Origin of the sequence: Neiella marina, from assembly GCF_002165625.1 — a bacterium.
In the GTDB taxonomy this organism is placed as follows: Bacteria; Pseudomonadota; Gammaproteobacteria; order Enterobacterales; family Neiellaceae; genus Neiella; species Neiella marina.
Genome location: NZ_NGNS01000024.1, coordinates 43,995 through 62,677, shown reverse-complemented (window position 1 = coordinate 62,677; position 18,683 = coordinate 43,995). Strand labels below are relative to the sequence as shown.

Genomic DNA, 18,683 nt, shown 5'->3' with positions numbered 1-18,683 from the left:
GTATTTAGATGAGGCAAGAATACATTAAATAATTCATATGTGAATACTCTATTCATAAATGAATTTTAAAAGATCAGTAAAGCCGATCCTGATCACAATTGAGTTCGTCAGCGAAAGATGTCGCCAACTGCGCAGAAATAGTCTGAACAAGGATCGGTGCTGATCGAAAGGAAACGGGGTAACTGACTGGGAGCGACGTAACGAGCGGTGTTGAACGAGGGTGAGTAGCAGCTTAGGGTCTGTTGATCTTTGCTGTATATTTTTGCAGCAAAGATCAACAGACCCTAGTCAGGCGACTAAGCTGCTTCAGGCTGAACTAGTTGTTGAGAAAGCTGGCATCGCAACCAACACGCTCGGCGATTTGCCTAGCCGTTGCTGCCACTGCTTGAATCAACTCTTCTTTGTCGGTGGGCTGGCCTAATGCAGAAGTAAGAGAGGATACTGCCAAAGCGGCAATCACCGTCCCTTCGGGTTGGCCGACAATCGCAGCGCAGTCAGTCACCCCCTCGGTCAAACCACTCGGACGGAAGCAAACTCCCTGCTCAACAATGCTATTGAGTTCGGCATCAAGCTGAGCAATCTCGGTTTTACTCATGTTTTGGTAGCTTTCATCACGCTCATACAACATGGCTCGAACGTCAGCATTACTGTGAGCCAAAAGAATACGGCCAGAAGTCGAGGGTACCAGCGGAAAGGTGGTGCCTTCAGAGATCGATAACGATACCGGTGCTGGTCCCCGAGCGTGAACGATCACCATGACTTTACTCTGATACAACACACTCAAATGGCATGAATGACCATAGGCGACGGCAAAGTCTTCCATGATGGGAATAGCGACCTGGCGCAGTTTATCAACCGGCGACACTCGCTTGGCCAGAGTGAACAGCTTCAACGATATCCGGTATTTGCCCGATAGCTCGTCCCGAATTAAGTAACCGCGCTGCTCCAAGCCCACTAGCACCCGATAAATTTCATTCGCAGTTCTGCCAATGCCGTCGGCGATTTCTTTTTGCGACAACGGAATAGACTTGGTCGCTAGATACTCCAACACATCCAACCCTTTATCGAGGGCTGGCACGGCATACTTGGTCACTTTTGCTTCACTCATTTGCTGTCTCAATTCCTGCAATTTGCCCGCGCCAAAACGTCGAAGAATCGTGCGGCAATTCACAACTCCATAAAAACTCAGTCGCTGTGCATTAAAACACAGGTTGACTCACTGACGCATAAATTTATACTTGAATTTAATATTCAAATACGAATTATCTGAATTTCATCAAGCGAGACACCGAAACATGACTGCTATTACCGAACTACGCGGCATTACTTGGAACCATAGCCGCGGCTTCACCTCAGCTGTAGCCTCTGCTCAACGGTTTGAAGAACTGAATCCTTCCGTGCGCATTACTTGGGAAAAGCGCTCTTTGCAGGCGTTTGCCGACGAACCAATTGATCAACTTGCCGCCCGTTATGATCTGCTGATCATCGATCATCCGTGGGCCGGCTTTGCCGCCGCTAACAATGTGATCTTGCCGTTGGATGATTACCTGCCCGCTGAGTTTCTTGCTGACCAAGCCGCCAATACCGTTGGTCATTCCCATGAAAGCTATCGCTTTGGTGATAAGCAGTGGGCGTTGGCAATTGATGCAGCAACACCGGTGGCGTCCTTCCGCCCAGACATGTTGGCGCAAGCTCCGCAAACTTGGGATGAGCTGATGGCATTGGCAGAGAAAGGTCAGGTCGCAGTACCCAGCATTCCACAAGACACCCTGATGAACTTTTACATGCTGTGCTGCACCTTAGGTGAAGACCCTTGTGTGTCACCAGAGTATGTGGTGAGTGAGGAAATCGGCATCAAAGCGTTGAAGATGCTGCGCGAACTGTCCGTTCATTTACCGGCAGAATGCTTCGACATGAACCCGATTCAGGTTTATGAAGCCATGACCCAAACCGACCAGTTTGCTTACTGCCCATTTGCCTACGGCTATGCCAACTACTCGCAAGACGGTTATGCCCGCAAATTGCTGAACTTTGCCGATGTCGTCGCACTGGACAATGGCAACCGCTTGATCACCACCCTAGGCGGCACAGGTTTAGCGATTTCAGCATCCAGCAAACACATCGAGCTTGCAGCTAAATACGCTGAGTATGTTGCCAGCCCAGCCATTCAAGGCTCGTTGTTCTTCGATTTTGGTGGTCAGCCGGGCCACAAACAAGCTTGGTTGAGCGACCGTACCAATGGTCTATCTCACAACTACTTCAGCAATACCTTGCCAACCTTAGAACGCGCCTTTTTACGCCCGCGCTATGCCGGCCACATGCAATTCCAAGACAACTCTGGCGCGCCAATTCGTGATTATCTGATGAACGGTGGAGACGAAAAGGCCCTGCTGGCAAGACTTAACAAGCTCTACGTTGAAACCAAAGCTTAATCAGTAGGAGCCCATCATGGCCTTACCTCTAGAAGGGATCACGGTACTGGAGTTCAGCCAATACTTGGCTGGCCCTTATGCCGGTTTGCGCCTTGCTGACTTAGGCGCCCGCGTGATCAAAATTGAACGGCCTCGAGTTGGCGACGCCTGTCGCCAACTGGCAATTAAACACTTGTTTGTTGATGGCGACAGCTTGCTGTTCCACACCATCAATCGAAATAAAGAGTCCTATGCTGCCAACCTCAAAGACCCCGAAGACTTGGCCAAAGTGAAAGCTTTGGTCAAGCATGCCGATGTCATTACTCACAACTTCCGTCCCGGGGTGATGGATAAAATCGGCCTTGATTACCAAACCGTGCGACAGCTCAACCCAACCATTGTTTATGGTGAAGTCAGTGGTTATGGCAAAACAGGCCCTTGGGTCAACAAGCCGGGACAAGACTTGCTCGCGCAATCGGTATCGGGGTTAGCCTGGCTATCAGGCAATGATAGCCCCGATCCAACACCTTTTGGCTTTGCCATTGCCGATATGATTTGCGGCACTCACTTAGCGCAAGCGTTGTTAGCCGCCTTGGTTCGTCGCCAACAACAAGGTATTGGCGCCTTAGTGGAAGTGAGCCTGTTGGAGTCGATTCTCGATTTCCAATTCGAAGGAATTACGACCTATCTCAACGACGGTGAGCAACTGCCCAAACGGAGCCAAGTCGCAGGCGCGCATACCTTGCTCGAAGCACCTTACGGTGTTTATCAAACCGCTGATGGCTTCTTAGCCATTGCCATGACCGACCTCGGCCAATTACTCGAACTGCTGGAATGCAATGTCACCGGCGAACAATTGTCGCAACCTTATGAGCAACGCGATGCCATCAAAGCGGCGATACAGCGTCGTTTAGTCGCCCGCAGTACCGACCATTGGCTCACCACACTTGAGGCCGCCGACATCTGGTGTTCCGATGTCTATACCTACGCCACCCTGATGAAGCAAAAGGCTTATCAGCAGCTGGATATGGACTTAACGGTCAGCCGTCCCAATGGTGCTTCGGTCACCACCACCCGCTGCCCAATTCAGCTTAATGGCGACAAGCTACGTTCGGATGTCGCCGCGCCAGCATTGGGTAACGCCAATGAACAATTAGCGTCGGAGGGTTTGCTTGATGACTAAGTTACTCGAAGGCATCACCATTCTCGATTTCACTCAGTTTTTGTCCGGCCCATCAGCCAGTTTGCGACTCGCTGACTTTGGCGCTCGGGTCATCAAAGTAGAACAACCGAGTGGCGATTTGTGCCGTTCTCTTTATGTTTCCAACTGCGATATTGAAGGCGAATCGTCGTTGTTTCAGGCCATTAATCGCAATAAAGAAAGCATTGTGCTCAATCTCAAATCAGCGGCCGATCAGCACAAAGCACAGCAATTGGTGAAACAAGCCGACGTGGTGCTGAATAATTTCCGCCCTGGTGTGATGGCCAAACTTGGCTTCAGCTATGAGCAAGTTAAAGCCCTCAACCCAAGCGTGATTTACGGCGAAATCACCGGCTACGGCGCCGATAGCGATTGGGCAGCCAAGCCCGGCCAGGATCTGTTGCTGCAAGCACTTTCTGGGCTGACTTGGGCATCAGGCAATGGTGATGATGGCCCGGTTCCCATGGGCGTGGCGATTGCCGATATTCTCGCTGGCGGCCAGTTAGCCCAAGGCGTATTGGCTGCGCTCATCGGTCGCAACAAGACCAAGCAGGGCAACGAAGAACCTGCTGCAACCTTGGTGCAAGTGAGTATGCTCGAAGCCATTTTGGATTTTCAGTTCGAAGCGATCACCACCTTCCATCATGATGGTCAGCAACCACTCAGCCGCAGCAAAACCAATTGTGCTCAGCCTTTAGTTGGCGGTGCATACGGATTTTATGCCACGGCCGACGGCCATATTTGTATCTCGATGGGGGCCATTCCAAAACTCGGTGACTTGTTGTCTTGCCCAGCATTGCTGGCATTTGACGATGCCAGCTTGTGGTTTGAGCAGCGCGAAGCCATCAAAGCCATTTTGAATGACCACCTGCGCAGCCAAACCACCCAGTATTGGCTCGATATTCTTGAACCCGCCGATATCTGGTGTGCCGATGTCTACAACTGGCAACAACTGTTTGAACACGAGGGCTTCAAAACCCTGAAAATGCTGCAAACAGTAACACTGGCCAACGGCGCCCAATATCGCACCACCCGCTGCCCAGTTCGCATCGATGGCGAACGGTTGTACAACGACACTGGCGCACCTTTCCTAGGTCAGCATTCCCGCACCATTGAACAAGAATTTCTGGAGCCTTAACCATGTCGACCACAGACGAAATTGGCTATCAAAAGCAAGGCAAGGTTGCGGTTATCTCGCTTAATCGCGGACCGGCTAATGCTTACTATCTGGAGTTTCTCGAGCGCTTTTATGACTGTTTAGCGATGGCCGAACAAGACGCTGACGTGGTCAGCGTGCTGATCAATAGCACCTCCGCCAAGTTTTTTTGCGCTGGCGCAGATATCAAAATCTTCGCGCACAACAGCACTGAGGAAAATCAGCAAATGGTCACTCAGGCTCGCGAAAACCTTCGCCTGATTGAAGCCAGCTCAAAGATCTTTATCGCTGCAATCAATGGTCACTGCCTGGGCGGTGGATTAGAGCTAGCGCTAGCCTGTGACATTCGCCTCGCAGCCGAAGGCAGCTATTTGCTCGGACTACCGGAAATCAATCTAGGCCTGATCCCCGGCAATGGCGGTAGCCAGCGCCTGACCAAGTTAGTGGGAATGGCGCAAGCGATGGACTTGCTGCTAACCGGAGACTCCATCGACCCGCAAAAAGCAGCAGATATATCGTTAATCAACCGTCTTTATGCGGCGGAAACGCTACAGGATGAGGCCCTAGCCTATGCCAGTAAGTTGGCCGCTGGACCCGCAAAAGCACTGGCGGCAACCAAGGTAGCGGTATCTCAGGGGGCATTGATGGCAATGCCTGAAGCACTGGCGTTGGAGGCTGCTTTAGTCGACCAACTATACGAAACCGAGGACGCAGCCGAAGGCTTTCACGCCTTTATCGAAAAGCGCCCTGCTCAATTTTGTGGTCGTTAACTGAGCCAGTAGTCCAGCTCAAACACGACAGATAAAACCAAGGACAACAACATGACTACAGTCAGCCAAGATAAGCCTTATCAAGACAGCTATCAGTGTTATATCCACGGCCAGTGGGTCAGTGCCGCTTCGGGCCAGACCACACCGGTAGAAAACCCAGCAAACGGCGCCGTATTTTCTCAAGTGCCAGATTGTTCAACCGAGCAAGCCCAAGCGGCATTGGAATCATCACAATCAGCGTTCGATGGATGGCAGGATTTGCCGGCGATTGAGCGGGCCAAGTACCTGTTTGCAATGATCGAAAAACTCAAGGAGCGACGCGAACAATTTGCTCAGTTGTTGGTGCTAGAACAAGGTAAAACCTTGGTTGAGGCTCGCTTTGAAGTCGATGACACCATTAATTATCTGGAGTATTCCGCCCAGGCTGCACGCCGTATTCAGGGTGATATTTTCCCAGCCGATAACGTCAACGAGCAGCTGTTTATTCAAAAAGTGCCTTACGGCGTCACAGTCGGCTTATGTGCCTTTAACTATCCGCTAGCACTGATTGGCCGTAAGGTTGGTCCTGCTTTGGTAACCGGCAACACCATGGTGTTAAAGCCACACGAAGCAACACCAGTCACGGCGATGGAATTCGCCAAAATCATTGATGAAATTGGTTTGCCGCCGGGCGTATTGAACATCATTTCTGGCTCGGGTGCCGGCATTGGTGCTTATCTAGTGGAAAGTCCAATCACTAAGCTGGTCACCGTCACCGGTAGTATCCGCGCCGGTCAGGCGATCTATAAATCAGCATCAGAAAACATCACCGCATTGTCATTGGAGCTTGGCGGCAAAGCGTCGTTCATAGTCATGGACGATGCCGATATCGATAAAGCCGCTGAAGCGGCGGTGATCTCTCGCTACGCCAACTGTGGTCAAGTGTGTATTTGTAATGAGCTGGTGCTAGTCCACAAAGATGTGGCCGCCGAGTTCACCCAGAAAGTCATCGAGAAAACCAAGCAACTGACCGTTGGCAACCCAATGGGTGATGTCAACATGGGCCCAAGTGTTACTGCCCAAGGCTTGGCACGGATTGAAGATATTGTCCGCCAAACCGTCAATGAAGGGGCAACGATTGCGCTAGGTGGTAAGCGTCCACCGGGAGCAGAGTTCAAAAACGGCAACTGGTACGAACCTACTATTTTGACCGGCGTAGGCGCGGACATGACAGCAGCGAAAGAAGAAATCTTTGGTCCTGTGATGCCGATTGTTGAAATTGATAGCTATGAACAAGCATTGGAAATCACCAATCGCCGTAACGACGGTTTAAGCGCATACCTGTTCACCAACAACTACAAAACCTTTATGCATGCGGCAAAGAAAATGGAGGTGGGCACCATCTTCATCAATCGCCAGATTGTTGGTTACATCCAAGGCTACCACTCCGGCCATAAACAAAGCGGTGTTGGTGGAGAGGATGGCATTTACGGTATCGAAGGCTACCTGCAAAAACGCGTGTTGTATTTGAGCTACGACGATTAATCAAATCTTTGATTAGTAGTTTTAATTTAAGGGAAGAACAGAAAGGGGAGAGCTTAAAGCACAAGCAAAGCATCGCTGGCATGGATGCCAGCGCTGAACCTACATGGAAGTAATTTCGGTGTCTTTGTGGTGCTTTAAGCTCGGACCGAATTCGGTTGTCTGAGCAACGCATAGATCTCTTGCTTGCTTTGGCCATCAAACTTTTCATCTTACCGCGCCCAATTGGGCATCGTTGGAGTTCATCCATGGGACGTATCTTTGATATTTCAGTCAAACAAGGGATTGCCATTAGCACCTTATTTGGCGACACCGAGCCTGCCGCTTTGCCGCATCAAGGCTGGCAAATTGAAACTCACAGTGCCGCCGGCATCGACTACGCATTACTGACAGCGACCGAATCGGCAGTGGAGTTTCCGCTTCATGCTGATGACAATGCTTGGTTTGGCTATGTCGTCGCTGGCGCTGGTGAATTGCTACTGGGGGACCAAAACTCACTGACCGAGTCTGTTACCTACCAAACGGGTGATGTGATTGTGTTTCAGCCTGGTACTTTTCATGGCTGGAAAGTGGCGAGTAGTGAAACCAAGCTGTTGTTTGCCAAGCCCACTTAGGTCTGGCTCGCATCAGCTATAGGTGAAAATGCTGAGAGCGATAATCAGCCCAGAATGACGCCGTATCCTCCCTCGTTGACTCGGTCGTCACTGAGAGTGAATTTGCAGCAGGGAGAAACGGTCAGCTCAGCGAGCATCTGCCGCAGGGAAGCGGCAGTTGAGCCAACAGGGACGTTTTTACGGCGTCTCGCTGATGTGATTGTTTCTTCCTGCCCTTGCGCAAAGTAACCTAAAAGTTCGCCAAGAAAAACGGGATCATCAGCGCGTTTACTAGGTCGATAAAGAATGCACACACCAGCGGTACGATAATGAAGGCTAGGTGTGAGTTACCGTAGCGTTGCGATACCGCCGACATGTTCGCCATTGCCGTTGGCGTTGAGCCAAGGGAAATCCCGCCAAAGCCTGAGCAAATCACTGCTGCATCGTAATTTTTACCCATCGCAGGGAACACCACGAAGATGTTGATCATAATAGCAATCAGGAACTGAGCAGCCAGAATGGTGAAGATTGGGCCTGCGAGGTCAATCAAGGTCCACAGTTGCATACTCATCAGCGACATCGCCAAAAAGGTACCCAGTGATAGGTCGGCAATTAATGCCACTGCAGGCGTGCGACTGGGCCATTTGGTACCAGAAATTCGTGGGAAGTTGTCCGGAATAATGTTGGAAATAATGATACCGGCGAACAAGCAGGTCACGAACAAAGGTAAATCCAGCCCCGCCGCAGAAACGGCTTCATTCAACAAAATACCGAAAATACCGCAGATGTGGATGGCGAATACCGCATCAAGAAATTCAAACGCGGTGATTTGACGTTCGCTCTTTTTGTCAGAGACACCAATATCCAGCGCTTCATGCTTTTCTGGAGTCAACTTGTGACGAGTGATTAGGAACTTAGCGATGGGGCCGCCCATCAGGGACGCCAAAATAAGACCAAAGGTGGCACTGGCAATGCCAATCTCCATGGCATTGGTAACACCAAAGCCTTCTTCAATTTTCGGCGCCCAAGCAATCGCAGTGCCGTGGCCACCAATCAACGACACCGAGCCACCAAGCAAGCCAACCGGCGCATCAAGACCAAAAATCGATGCAATACCGACGCCCGTTAAGTTTTGAATAGCCATGTAGCCGATCGTCACCGCCAGCAGAATAATCAGCGGCATACCACCTTTGAGCAGATCTTTGAGGCTGGAGTTGATACCAATGGTAGTGAAGAAATAGATCAGAAGAATATCTCGGGCTTCGAGATCAAAATGCACTTCGACCGAACTTAACGCATAGATCAAGCCAAATATTAATGAAAACAAGATCCCGCCGGTAACCGGCTCAGGGATACTGAACTCACGCAGAAAGCCTACTTTTTGATTGAGTCGGCGCCCGACAAACAGCACAACGATGCCCAAGGTAACTGTCAAAAAGCTACTGAGACGAAGCACGCCATCAACGATTTCTAATTCCACGAGATTAGCCTTTAATTGCAACTAGATTCGGTAAGGTTAGTACATATTTTTTACATTTCAGGTGCACATTTTTTAAATAAAAATCAATCTTTTTCACATCGCTAGTGATGCCGTTGACTAAACTGAGAAATGAACACCAATAAGGAAATTCAGTGCACTTTTATGCTTTTGCCTCGGTGCTGCTGGCACTGTTTCCGCTAACCGCCAGCGCTCAAGCACCGAGTCCAGCCAATTTACACGCTACCCAAGAACCACTGGCGATCGCTGGCGCTTTGGTGTTTGTGGTCGCCTATATGTTGGTGATCTTTGAAGAGCGACTCAACCTACCCAAGTCAAAACCCATGATCCAAGCCGCTGCAGTGCTCTGGGTATTCGCCGCTTTGGTAGCCGCACAACAAGAAATCTCCCACCAGCAGTTACAAAATGCAGTCATCCATAACTTGTCAGAGTACTCTGCGCTGTTTTTGTTCATGCTAGTGGCCATGCTGTATATCAATGTGCTTGAAGAGCGCCATGTCTTTGAGTCATTGAAAAGTAAGTTGGTGCGGCGAGGATGGAGTTATCAGCAGTTGTTTTGGGCGACAACGGCTATCGCATTTTGCTTATCGCCGATTGCCGACAACCTGACCACTGCCATGGTGATGGGGGCGGTGGTGTTGAGCGTCGGGCGGCAACAACCAAGATTTGTTACCCTGAGTTGCGTCGGCATTGTGGTGGCCGCCAATGCTGGGGGCGTATTCTCGCCATTTGGCGATTTGACATCGCTCATGGTATGGCAAGCAGGTAAGTTGGCGTTGCCGCAGTTTTTGTCGTTGCTACTGCCAGCCCTAGTGACTTATTTGGTGCCTGCATGCTGTCTAGCATTGTTTATTCCAAAGGGCCGACCAGATACGCAAGGCCGGCAAGTTTCGACCAAACGTCATGGTCGACTAGTTTGCGGTCTCTTTTTGCTCACCATCATCATGGCATTGAGCTTTGAAACGCTGTTCGGCTTACCGGCGTATTTGGGCATGATGACCGGACTATCGTTCCTCTTCACCACCACCTACTTTTCACGTCAGACCGAGCCCAACCAACATCCAAGCCAAGACTTCAATATGTTCAGCCGTTTGGCTGTGCCCGAATGGGATACCCTATTGTTCTTTTTCGGCGTCATTCATTGCGTTGGCGCACTGGCTTTCTTGGGATTTTTGAGTGAAGCCTCTGATTACATGTACGGCAATTGGGGGGCTAGCATCACCCACATTATTGCTGGTGTTGCTTCCGCGGTGGTCGACAACATTCCTATCATGTTTGCGATTCTGACCATGGATCCGCAAATGAACCAGTTCCAGTGGCTGTTAATCACTCTGACGGCAGGTGTCGGTGGCAGCCTGCTGGCTGTGGGCTCTGCCGCCGGCGTCGCGCTAATGGGATCAGCCGCAGGTTACTATAGCTTTCTAAAGCATTTGCAGTGGAGCTGGGCAATCGCCTTAGGATATGGCGCTGGTATTGCCTGCCATTTTGCTTTAAATGGTCTATTGTAGTGTCCTTGACGCCCTAGTTTCCTTTGATTAGGTTGTTGATGTTAGCGAATATTTTTAGGTAACTCGGACCAAGGTGGGGTACATAGCCAGTGCAAGGAAATCAGCGAAAGCTAGCGCTAAGCATTGCCGCCGATAAATCCCAGGTGCGAGTGTCCCTGCAGGGCGATTGGCGCCTAGAAGATGGCCTATTGAGCAAAGAGCAACTTCGCCAGCAGCTTAATCCCAAGTCAACTTGGCGCAGTGTAACTGTTGATGGCCAGCAGCTTGGCCGCTGGGATTCATCGTTGATGGCCGCTCTACGCGAACTCAAAGCATTAACTGACGAACTCAATATTGCACTTGAACTCAATGAGCTGCCACAAGGCGTCACTCGGCTGCTCAACCTAGCCGATAGTTATCCACGGCGTCAGGTCACCACCGAAGAATCCCCGCAACTGCCGTTTTTCGAACGAATCGGTATTCGTACCCGCCGAGCCTTTCGACGGTTTGACTTTACCCTCGATTTTCTCGGCCACCTGACCATGGCCATTTGGCGATTGCTCAAAGGTCAAGCACGTTATCGAGCCGAAGACGTGCGGTTATTTATGCTCGATGCAGGCCCTGGCTCGTTTAAAATTGTCGCTCTGATCAGTTTACTTGTTGGTGTCATACTGGCGTTCGTCGGTGCCGTTCAGTTGCGCCAATTTGGCGCCGAAATCTATGTTGCGAGCTTGGTCGGCTTGGGTATGGGCCGGGAAATGGGCGCGATGATGACCGCCATCATTATGGCCGGCCGAACTGGCGCCGCCTATGCTGCGCAAATTGGCAGCATGCAAGTCAATGAAGAGATTGACGCGCTCAAAACCATGGGCCTGTCTGATGTTGAATTTCTGGTGTTGCCGCGGGTCACGGCCATGTTAATCATGCTACCGCTGCTCACCGTCTTCTCCATTGCCATGGGCATCCTAGGCGGCGCTTTGGTCTCGTCGTTAATGCTCGATATCAGCTGGCAACTTTACATCAAACAAATGTCAGACACCGTGGCCTTGTATCACTACGCCATCGGTCTAGTGAAATCGATTCTGTTTGCCGTCGTCATTGTTATGGCTGGTTGTATCCATGGTTTGAACTGTGGTCGCAGTGCAACAGCAGTTGGTAAAGCAACGACATTGGCCGTGGTTCATTCCATCGTCGCCATCATCGTAGTCGACTCGCTGGTGACAGTCCTGCTGACGGTACTCGGCCTATGACCCAAGCAACTCACATTGAAGTCAATAACTTGACCATGGCCTATGGCAGTTTGGTGGTTCAGCGCGACTTATCTTTCGCCATCAAACGCGGTGACATCTTCGTCATTATGGGTGGCAGTGGTTGCGGGAAAAGCACCCTGATGAAGCATTTAATTGGCCTCAATCGGCCCGCCCAGGGTGAAGTGCTTTTTAGCGGTCAAAGCTTGTGGCAGGTCAGTACCCAGCAGCAGCGCGAACTATTGCGTCGGTTTGGCATTACTTACCAAGCAGGCGCTTTGCTTAGCTCGCTAACACTGGGCGAAAACGTCGCTTTGCCCTTGCAGCAATTTACCCAATTAAGCGCTGCCGAAATCGATGATCTGGTCCGCTACAAACTCGCGCTCGTTGGCCTAGAGCCATATCAGCATTTCATGCCGTCGGAAATTAGTGGCGGGATGAGAAAGCGCGCTTCATTAGCCCGCGCCATTGCCTTAGACCCAGAAGTGCTGTTTTTTGATGAGCCTTCTGCTGGGTTAGATCCGGTTAGCGCCAGACTATTGGATGATTTAATTCTAGAGTTAAGAGACAGCCTTGGCGCCACGGTTGTTATCGTGACTCACGAACTGGCGAGTATCTTTGCCATTGGCAATAACTCTGTATTCCTCGATCCAGAAACCAAAACACAAATTGCAACTGGCGACCCCAAGCAGCTATTGGCACATTGTGAAGACCCTAAAATTCAACGCTTCCTAACCCGTGGCGAGCGCACCTCACCAAAGGAGACGTCAACCTCATGAATGAACATGCCAAAGCCCGCTCTATCGGCATCTTCGTATCAACAGCACTGCTAGTGCTCGTTGTCGGCGTCGCGCTGCTTAGCTCCGGCTCGTTGTTCAAAAAAACTGATCGCTTCGTGGTGGTATTCGACCGCTCAATTAAAGGCTTGAATATTGGCTCCACAGTCACTGCTCAGGGGGTACCGATTGGTCAAGTTGTTGAGATCCAAGTGGTGTACTCAGAATCGCTGCAGAAAATTGTCTTGCCGGTATACCTAGAGGTTAAAGACATTGGCTTGAAAACATCGCGCGGCGTGGCGTTGACCATGACCGAAGAACACGATGCCATCATCAACAACATTCAGGCCCGCTTGGTTCCTCGCAGTTTGGTCACCGGCCAGCTCGAAATTGAACTGGAAGTGAATCAAGCGCAAGTCGGGCGGACCATCAGGGTTCAAACAGATGTCACCCAACTCCCTTTGCTACCCTCCCAGTTTGATGAGGCAGGAGCTGCCATTGAGGGTATCCTGCAAGATATTAGTGCCGTTGATTTTGCAGCGATTGGCACCGACCTGCGGCGTTTAGTCAACAATATCAACCAGCAGCTGGAATCCGAGTCGTTGCTTACATTCCGTGAAGAAATGGCTACCGCAAGCCGAGAAGTGACAATACTGCTAAAAAACCTTAATGCTGAATTTCCCCAAACGGTGGCCAAATTTCACGCCAGCATGGCGTCAGTCAAAGCGTCTTCCGAACGCTTCCGACAATTCAGTAATCGCGGTATTGAATTGATGCCGCAGGTCGAACAGACCCTCAGCCAACTCAATCAAACCCTAGCGCAAACAGAGGCAACGTTGAAAACCTATGATGGGCTAGCAAACTCGGAATCCAATCTGCGCTACCAAGCCCAGCAAAACCTCAATCAAATGAATCAAACGCTGCAATCAATGAATGAATTACTTGAGAATCTGCAGCGGCAACCTGAATCGATGATATTCGGAAAATCGGAGTAACCCATGCGCTTAATTATCTGTTTGATCGCCGTCATTCAACTGGTCGCATGCAGTTCTTCCAGTGCGCCAACTCGCTATTACTTACTTAACCCAATGACGTCTTCGGCAAGCGATAACAGCGTCGATATGGCGCTCGTTGTCGGCCCCGTCCAAGTTGCCAACCACCTGCAGCGCCGAGGCATTATCGATCGCCGTTCAGCCCATGAACTGAATTATTCCAGCGCTCAACTTTGGGCTTCAGCACTACCGCAACAATTGCCAGTAATTATCCGCCAATCGTTGCAACAGCAACTACCGAATGCCCAACTCAGTGATTTCTCTCAAGCCTTGCCGATTGCGAATACCAGTAGCCATCAATTGATGGTCGAAGTGCTGCATTTTGATGGTGAGTTAGGCGGACAGGTTCGGCTAACGGCCAGTTGGCAGCTGTACAACCGAGTTGACCATTTGGTTGTCGCTCAGGGACTGTTCAATCAACAGATTCCAACCACAACCAGTGATTACGACGACCTTGTCCGGGTTCACAACGAATTGTTGTCAGCGTTGACGCAACAACTGGTCAAAGCTGTGATTACTGCCGATGCAGCAGGCAAATCCTAATCGCCAATACATTATCAACAAAAACAGAGCATTAACTAAAAAGTATTGAGTTACGGTCAAAATGACAGTAAGGATAACGTTAACACAATTGCAACAAAGCCCTTGAACCGCGCCGTCTCATAACGTAACAATCGACCTCGATAACAAGAATTATTCACATTAAAGGTCGTACTGTGTTCACTGATTTAGCTCAGCCTTCAAGTCGAGGAGCTGTGTCCTGGTTGCCCGTCATTGCGCTTGTGGTCGTGGTCATCTCTTTGCTGTTTGTCAGTAGCCAAAATGCTAAACGTAGCGAGTTAGCAGTCGCCGAAATTGCCCCAGCGATCGCCACCTTGGATGTAACGACCGTAACCAATATATTGCCGGTCGCAGAGCTGTATGAGGATGTCAGCGGCGTGCTCACCGTCAATGACGTCGTCAAACGCAATGACTTTGAGCCGTGGCAACAACAATCAGCGAACTTTGGTTTTAGCAAATCGGCTTGGTGGGTCCGTGTCACGGTTCAGAACAATGAATCAAAACAACGGCAATTGGTCTTTCGGCAAGATTATCCACTCATTGACCACTTGTCGGTTTGGCAGCTGACCCAATTGCAGCCAATTCCGCTGAGCATAACCGGTGACTTCACGCCGTTCGATTCACGACTTGTCAAACATCGCGATTTTATCTTCCCGATATCTCTAGCGGGCGGCGAAACAAAAACCTATCTATTTCGCTATCAAACTCAAGGTTCATTGAATATCGGCTTATGGTTGGCCCCGATCCTGCCATTGCTTGAAACCATTGCTGTCGAGCAACTAGCCTATGGCCTCTACTACGGTGGATTTGCCGTATTGGTGATTTATAACTTACTACTGTTTCTGACAATTATTGATCGTGCGCTGTTTTACTACTTGGCTTATGTAGTGAGCTATGGACTTTACATGGCCACTCACAACGGTCTGACATTTCAATTTTTGTGGCCCGACTCTCCCGCTCTCGCCAATCAAAGTCTACTGGTACTGCTTGCCCTAACATTAGTATTTGCCTTGAAGTTCAGCCGCCATATTCTGCAAATGCGATCCTTTTCGATATGGCTTGATCGAAGTTCCGAATGGCTAGCGACGGCCTGCAGCCTGGCGCTCGTTGGCTGTATTCTGCTGCCCTACGATATGATGGTACTCATCCAAGCAACACTAACCACAGTAGTTACCGGGCTTATTTTAGTAATGGGTAGCTGGGCGCTATTTAAACGCCACCCGATCGCCCGATACTTTATGCTCGCTTGGCTAGCGTTGCTCATTGGCGTACTGATCTACATGGCGAAGAGCTTCGGTTACCTACCACACAACGGCTTTACCCAGAATGCCTTTCAAATTGGCGCGTTAGTTGAAATGGTACTGCTCTCTCTAGCACTGGGCAGCAGAATCAACACCTTCAAGCTCAAGTCTGAGATTGACCCGTTGACCAATTTGTTAAACCGGCGCCAATTCGATGAGCGGATTGGCGACGAGTTCCGTCGTGCAAAGCAACGTAAACAAGCGCTGTCGATGGTCATGTTGGATATTGATTGGTTCAAGAAAGTAAACGACGAATACGGGCATAGCGCCGGTGACGATGTGCTGCGCGAGCTCGGCAGACAATTGCTCTACCACATCCGTCAACCAGCGATGGTATGCCGCTTTGGTGGTGAAGAGTTTGCCATTATTGTGCCGCGCACCAAAGAACATGAAGCGGTCGCCATGACCGAACGGCTGTTAAAACAAATCCACTGTCATTGTCCGGCGCAACAACCGATCACACTTAGTGCGGGTGTCGCCAGCTTGAGCCCCGAGATGAGCCAGGTGCAAGAACTGGTAACAGCAGCCGATTCGGCGCTGTATCAAGCAAAGAAGTTGGGGAGAGACCAAATCTGTTGCTATCAAGACATGGCATTACTGTAAGCGCGCTTACTCAACACTTCATCTCGCGACAACACCCAGCACCGATCGTGCGCTTGATAACCAAGTTTGGGGTAATACTCGTTGGAGTTTGGTGCCGACAACAAGATCAATTTACAGTGCTCTCCCAACTGTTGCTGGGTGAGTACCTGCAGATTAAAGCCCACCGAAAGACCTTGATAAGCTTGGCTAACAGCCAAGTCTGACAAGTAGCAGGCGTGGTGAAAGTCGGTCATCGAACGAGCGATGCCGATGAGCTCATCTTGATCCCAAGCGGTGATAATCAAATTGCTGTTTTGAAGCATTCCTTTGAGGCATTCAAGATCGTTGACAGGCCGCCTACTGGCTAACCCAGATTGATGGAGAACATGAAGAAACTGCCCAACGGAAACAGGGGCATTAATACGATATTTTAGTGACATAGTGTCCAGATCCATGGCAAACAATTGGTTACTCAGCAACAAAAGACCATCCGCCGCATCCATTGCGGGCTCAAAACAACGAAGAAATGGAGTAACCACGATTAATAGTTGCCCTAAGAAAGTAGCACAGCTCAGCGAGGCCTCAAGGTTGACCTCCGATGAATTTAGCTAGGCAGCAATAATCGGGAGCACCGCCGCAGAATACGGCGGTTACATGGAGGAATCAGTCAGCGAATTAGTTGCCGTGCATTGGCATCCAAGCGTGCCAATCAGTTAACGGAACTTGTAGCCATTTGTCGGTCTTGATTTCTGCCGCCCAACGAGCGGCGATTTGTGAGTTTGCTTCGGCGCGGGAATCGCCCCAATAGAGTCCTTGATACTGACCTGTTTCGGTATCTGCTCGCCACATCGGCTGTAAATCCCAGTGCGTGTTGATGTAGCAAAGGGAGTAGATAACATCGCGGTTCTTTTCGATGAATGCCAGCGTTGGCTCAAACCAAGCTTGCCAAATTTCATCACCATTGATGTTCTTAATGACATCGCCCGCTTTAAAATCGTCACCATTGACCACATGACCTAGCGTTCCCCGCCCTAAGTCATAGCCCATCGGCGCAGTCTCAGCCATCATCAACGGCTTATTCAGTTTTCGCGACAAATCAACAAACGCTTGTGCCACAGGTTCGTTGTCAGCGTTAAACCAAGTGATACCCGTCCAGTCAACAACATCATCGCCGGGATACCACTTACGCCACTCGGCCTGCAACACGTTGGCGGGTTTGTGTTCTTCACTGTAAGCGACCGAATGCCAAACACTAATGAAATTGGGGGCAAGGGGTCGCATTACCTCAACAATGTGCCGATATGCCGCTTTATAACTCTCTGGTTCATAACCATACCAAGGGCCTTCGAATTCATGGCCGATACGCACGAACACCGGCACTTTCATGTCACGAATCACCGCCGCAAATTGCTTCAAGTTGTCATCGAACTTGCCCGTTGCAATATCTGCGACCGCCCCCTTGTATGCTTCACTTTCCATCATTGCGAGGCCGATCATCAATGCCGAATTTGGTGAGCGCTTGTGGGTCGTAACACCGTTCACCGGTCCGGCCCCCCAATCAGCGTCATTTGCTAAACCATGACTGTTGTAGGCATTGGTATAGGTCACCACCCCAGCAGGCTCCACAAACAAACCCGATGCTTTGTAGGCATCGATGGTTGCGACATCTTGACCAATAAATAGTAGTAATGGTTGCCCCTTCAGTTTTGCCAGCAGATCAGGTTTGTTCGTCACCACCGGCGTTGGGGCTGAAGTTTGGTTTTCTTTGACTTGCGGCTGACAGCCACCAAGCAACACTACGAACAGTGGCGCTAAAGCGAGAGCCAAACGGAGCATGGTATTCATAGAGTGACCTTTCGAGGGACTTTGCAACAATGGACTGCCGGCAGTGTAGCAATCAGTATCAGCTGAACCTTGATTACAATCACATTATTATGATAACGGTAACAATTGATGACACTGAAGGTCGATTAGGCAGTTATTAACAGTCACAACATCGCTCGTTATTGGCCAGCCATATCCCAACAAGGACTGCTGCGATGACAAATCTTACGCTGAATCAGCTTTAGCCAAAGCTGCTATTTACTTTGCCAATGGTTTTCATAATATGAAGGTGCATCAGTTGATGGCAAGGGGGCTGCAATGACTCTAGTTCATGGCGAATTTGACGTTTCAGTGGAAGGTAACATCATTCACATTGTCATGGCTGGCTCATTCAACGAATACACCATTGAAGCCATTTCGAAACTGATTGAACAGGCCATTGTCGGTCTAGAAAATCGACCTTTTTACATGCTAATTGATATTCGCCATGTCGATGGCGGTACCCCTGAGGCCTATGAAGCCAGCGCAGAGTTCAACCTATGGCTTGATCAGCAAAACTTGGTTGCCAAAGCTCTGATAACTAAATCGGTTTTATTTCAACAGATTAACGAGTCACGCGTGAGGGAACACTCATCCCAGCGAGTCGCCTATTTTGACAATGTCGACGCTGCGAAACGCTGGTTTGAAAGCTTTGAGTAATCGG

The 18,683-nt window shown here is 50.0% G+C and carries 17 protein-coding genes; 13 read left to right on the top strand and 4 right to left on the bottom strand.

Features of this window, described 5'->3' with window-relative positions:
- Window positions 1–316: 316 nt before the first annotated feature.
- Window positions 317–1,108, bottom strand: a complete 792-nt coding sequence (locus CBE68_RS15825) for an IclR family transcriptional regulator (RefSeq protein ID WP_087507071.1) — start codon at window positions 1,106–1,108, stop codon at window positions 317–319.
- A gap of 187 nt (window positions 1,109–1,295) precedes the next feature.
- Between CBE68_RS15825 and CBE68_RS15820 the strand changes: the two genes are divergently transcribed.
- The 6 genes from CBE68_RS15820 to CBE68_RS15795 all read left to right on the top strand — a co-directional run bounded on the left by CBE68_RS15820 (window position 1,296) and on the right by CBE68_RS15795 (window position 7,673).
- Entirely contained in the window at window positions 1,296–2,432 is a 1,137-nt protein-coding gene (locus tag CBE68_RS15820; protein ID WP_087507070.1) for an ABC transporter substrate-binding protein, read from the top strand.
- A gap of 16 nt (window positions 2,433–2,448) precedes the next feature.
- Window positions 2,449–3,594 (top strand): CaiB/BaiF CoA transferase family protein, encoded by a 1,146-nt coding sequence (locus CBE68_RS15815; RefSeq protein WP_087507069.1) that lies wholly within the window; start codon window positions 2,449–2,451, stop codon window positions 3,592–3,594.
- Window positions 3,587–4,750, top strand: a complete 1,164-nt coding sequence (locus CBE68_RS15810; protein ID WP_087507068.1) for a CaiB/BaiF CoA transferase family protein — start codon at window positions 3,587–3,589, stop codon at window positions 4,748–4,750. The genes CBE68_RS15815 and CBE68_RS15810 overlap by 8 nt, the downstream gene beginning before the upstream one ends.
- 2 nt (window positions 4,751–4,752) lie before the next feature.
- Complete coding sequence (locus CBE68_RS15805) at window positions 4,753–5,538, top strand: enoyl-CoA hydratase/isomerase family protein (RefSeq protein WP_087507067.1); 786 nt, start codon at window positions 4,753–4,755, stop codon at window positions 5,536–5,538.
- Window positions 5,539–5,589: 51 nt separating this feature from the next.
- On the top strand, window positions 5,590–7,062 hold the full coding sequence (locus CBE68_RS15800) for an aldehyde dehydrogenase family protein (protein ID WP_087507066.1): 1,473 nt from the start codon (window positions 5,590–5,592) through the stop codon (window positions 7,060–7,062).
- 245 nt (window positions 7,063–7,307) lie between these two features.
- Window positions 7,308–7,673, top strand: a complete 366-nt coding sequence (locus CBE68_RS15795; RefSeq protein ID WP_143824595.1) for a cupin domain-containing protein — start codon at window positions 7,308–7,310, stop codon at window positions 7,671–7,673.
- Between the two features lie 229 nt (window positions 7,674–7,902).
- Here the strand turns inward: CBE68_RS15795 and gltS are convergent, their stop codons facing one another.
- Complete coding sequence (gene gltS / locus CBE68_RS15790) at window positions 7,903–9,132, bottom strand: sodium/glutamate symporter (RefSeq protein WP_087507064.1); 1,230 nt, start codon at window positions 9,130–9,132, stop codon at window positions 7,903–7,905.
- A 152-nt stretch (window positions 9,133–9,284) separates the two neighbouring features.
- Between gltS and nhaD the strand changes: the two genes are divergently transcribed.
- The 6 genes from nhaD to CBE68_RS15760 all read left to right on the top strand — a co-directional run bounded on the left by nhaD (window position 9,285) and on the right by CBE68_RS15760 (window position 16,177).
- Window positions 9,285–10,658, top strand: a complete 1,374-nt coding sequence (gene nhaD, locus CBE68_RS15785) for a sodium:proton antiporter NhaD (RefSeq protein ID WP_087507063.1) — start codon at window positions 9,285–9,287, stop codon at window positions 10,656–10,658.
- Window positions 10,659–10,747: 89 nt separating this feature from the next.
- On the top strand, window positions 10,748–11,887 hold the full coding sequence (locus tag CBE68_RS15780; protein WP_087507062.1) for an ABC transporter permease: 1,140 nt from the start codon (window positions 10,748–10,750) through the stop codon (window positions 11,885–11,887).
- On the top strand, window positions 11,884–12,663 hold the full coding sequence (locus tag CBE68_RS15775) for an ABC transporter ATP-binding protein (protein WP_229744780.1): 780 nt from the start codon (window positions 11,884–11,886) through the stop codon (window positions 12,661–12,663). Before CBE68_RS15780 ends, CBE68_RS15775 begins: the two co-directional genes overlap by 4 nt.
- Window positions 12,660–13,655, top strand: coding sequence for an MlaD family protein (locus CBE68_RS15770; RefSeq protein ID WP_087507061.1), 996 nt, complete (start codon window positions 12,660–12,662; stop codon window positions 13,653–13,655). The genes CBE68_RS15775 and CBE68_RS15770 overlap by 4 nt, the downstream gene beginning before the upstream one ends.
- Before the next feature lie 3 nt (window positions 13,656–13,658).
- Window positions 13,659–14,255 carry a PqiC family protein gene (locus CBE68_RS15765; RefSeq protein ID WP_087507060.1) on the top strand — a complete coding sequence of 199 codons (597 nt, stop codon included), beginning with the start codon at window positions 13,659–13,661 and terminating at the stop codon, window positions 14,253–14,255.
- A gap of 212 nt (window positions 14,256–14,467) precedes the next feature.
- Window positions 14,468–16,177 carry a diguanylate cyclase gene (locus CBE68_RS15760; protein WP_143824594.1) on the top strand — a complete coding sequence of 570 codons (1,710 nt, stop codon included), beginning with the start codon at window positions 14,468–14,470 and terminating at the stop codon, window positions 16,175–16,177.
- Here the strand turns inward: CBE68_RS15760 and CBE68_RS15755 are convergent.
- Together CBE68_RS15755 and CBE68_RS15750 are read right to left on the bottom strand one after the other, a co-directional pair.
- The gene (locus tag CBE68_RS15755) at window positions 16,156–16,659 is read right to left on the bottom strand and encodes a GNAT family N-acetyltransferase (protein ID WP_229744779.1); all 504 of its coding nucleotides are present in this window, start codon (window positions 16,657–16,659) and stop codon (window positions 16,156–16,158) included. The genes CBE68_RS15760 and CBE68_RS15755 overlap by 22 nt on opposite strands.
- Window positions 16,660–16,831: 172 nt before the next feature.
- On the bottom strand, window positions 16,832–18,001 hold the full coding sequence (locus CBE68_RS15750; RefSeq protein ID WP_087507058.1) for a glycosyl hydrolase: 1,170 nt from the start codon (window positions 17,999–18,001) through the stop codon (window positions 16,832–16,834).
- A gap of 297 nt (window positions 18,002–18,298) precedes the next feature.
- Here CBE68_RS15750 and CBE68_RS15745 point away from each other — a divergent pair, with 297 nt between their 5' ends.
- Window positions 18,299–18,679, top strand: a complete 381-nt coding sequence (locus CBE68_RS15745) for an STAS/SEC14 domain-containing protein (RefSeq protein WP_087507057.1) — start codon at window positions 18,299–18,301, stop codon at window positions 18,677–18,679.
- Window positions 18,680–18,683 lie beyond the last annotated feature (4 nt).